The organism is Paraburkholderia tuberum STM678 (assembly GCF_902833905.1).
Lineage (GTDB): Bacteria > Pseudomonadota > Gammaproteobacteria > Burkholderiales > Burkholderiaceae > Paraburkholderia > Paraburkholderia tuberum.
Map to the genome: position 1 here is coordinate 1 of NZ_CADFGP010000157.1, position 1,816 is coordinate 1,816.

Sequence of the window (1,816 nt, forward strand, 5' to 3'; positions counted from 1 at the left end):
GCAGTCTTGCGTTGGGAGTCGCCCCGGTCGCATCGAACCACGAATGCGCAAACGAAGACCGAAGTCCTACCCATGGCTGAAAGAGCCTCGTCACATCGCACGTGAGCGCGTCCAAAAATATGGGCACGCTCCACGGGCTTAAGTAAGTGCCATTCGGCCTAGTACCCGACCGTCAGCGATGCGCTGGGCAACGAGCGACAGAAGTTTGTCATGGTCAACTGATCCAAAGAAGTCCTTCAGATCAGCATCGACAATCCATTCCTTGCCGCTCTCGATCTCCTTCCAGATCTTGCGCAAAGCGTCGTGTGTCGATCGCCCTCGCCGATAGCCAAAGTTGGCGTCGTCGAATACCGGCTCGAAGATCGGCTCCAGACGGTTGAGCAGCGCCTGCTGGCATACGCGATCATAAATCGACGGTATGCCGAGATTGCGGAACTCCCCCGGTTTGCCGACTTTCGGGATCGAGACCTGCCGAACTGGTTGCGGCTGATAGGTCCGCGCACGCAGTTCCGCCTGCAGACGGTCCAGATGCTGGTCCGCCTGTTCGGCAAAGTCTGCCACGCTGATTCCATCGACACCGCCACTTCCCCGGTTGGCCCGGACCCGCTCCCAGGCGACTTCCAGATTCTTCCGTTGATAAACCTTGTCAATTAATGAGTGGACCTTCCTTGCTTCCATCGGGTTAATCCAGTCAGACAGTCTCCTCGGGCGCGGATGTACGGGTATTTCGCTCATGGAACTGATCCTCCTCCGTGTCCTTACTCACTGTCGTCCGGGTTCTTCCCAATCATCTTCGCCGGCTGCCTTCCCCGACCCACTTCTGTCGCCGATCGCTCGGTCACGTAGTTTTGGCCACGCTTCAGGTACTACTCAGCCGTCCGACTACTGACACAGCACCGCTCGCCACTTCGCTCCTCGCTTATAGGCTCACTTCCCGCGGTGCCACCCGCGGACTGTGCCAGTTCTCCTGGGGTCACACGCTGTTCTTCCGTACCGTGCCGTCCGCAAACACCTTGGTGCGGTGGGTGAATGAGAACGCCTTCGCCTCCATAGTGCAGGCTCGACCTTGCCCCACCTTTGGCCGACCGGTTCGTCATCGGGGGCAGCCCCCATCGACTACGGCCCGGTACTTCTCCTCATGCCCTTCGGATTCCGCCTCACGGCGGACACCCTGCCCTCCGGAGAACTGCGAGATGCTGGCTTCAGGTCCGCCTTGTCCGTTTCCGGCTTTCGCCTTCGTGCCCAGTTAGACGTCTCCATACCTTCCCACCTCTCTCCGGCCAGCGAGGCATTACCCCCGCTTTCGGATATGGCGCCCCTCATCCGGGCGCCAGAGGGACTTCAACCCTCCGGAACAACGCGCTGCCCAGCGCACACTTACGGCCTCTGCTGACTTCTTGCTCCGGCTCGACGCCGTCGCCCTTTCAGGCATGAGGCGAGATCTCCCCAGGTAAGAGCGCACTCCTTCATGGCACAGCCGCCGCATTTACGCCGCTTCGCCCTGGTCACGAGAGCTTCGCAGTCTATTACCCGCCCGCCCTGCTTGGCAACGCCTTCTATGCGGTTCTTGTTTATCGGCTCGCGACTTACGCTCCACGCTTCCTTCCCACATTCGGCCGCCGTCATGCAGTTGCGCTTCACTTCATTCGCTGTGACCAGCTCAAGGCGGGACTTGCACTCGCAGGAGTGCGCCCATGCTCGGCGCAATCGGGTAGGAGGCGGGGTTGCCCCCGCCGTCCTCCCACAACACCGGACGTACGGATCACGTATCCGGCGTTTCCTGACGACTGGATTGCTCCAGCGAGCTTCGTTTCGT

Annotated in this window: 1 protein-coding gene; it reads right to left on the bottom strand. The window is 60.5% G+C overall.

Annotated elements, in window-relative coordinates:
- Window positions 1-138 precede the first annotated feature (138 nt).
- Window positions 139-735: a reverse transcriptase domain-containing protein gene (locus HWY30_RS40695; RefSeq protein WP_244145221.1), complete on the bottom strand. Its 597-nt coding sequence runs from the start codon at window positions 733-735 to the stop codon at window positions 139-141.
- Window positions 736-1,816 lie beyond the last annotated feature (1,081 nt).

What these genes read in the sequence shown, in the direction of transcription:
- HWY30_RS40695 (WP_244145221.1), bottom strand. Translation starts at nt 735, where the DNA reads ATGAGCGAAATACCCGTACATCCGCGCCCGAGGAGACTGTCTGACTGG.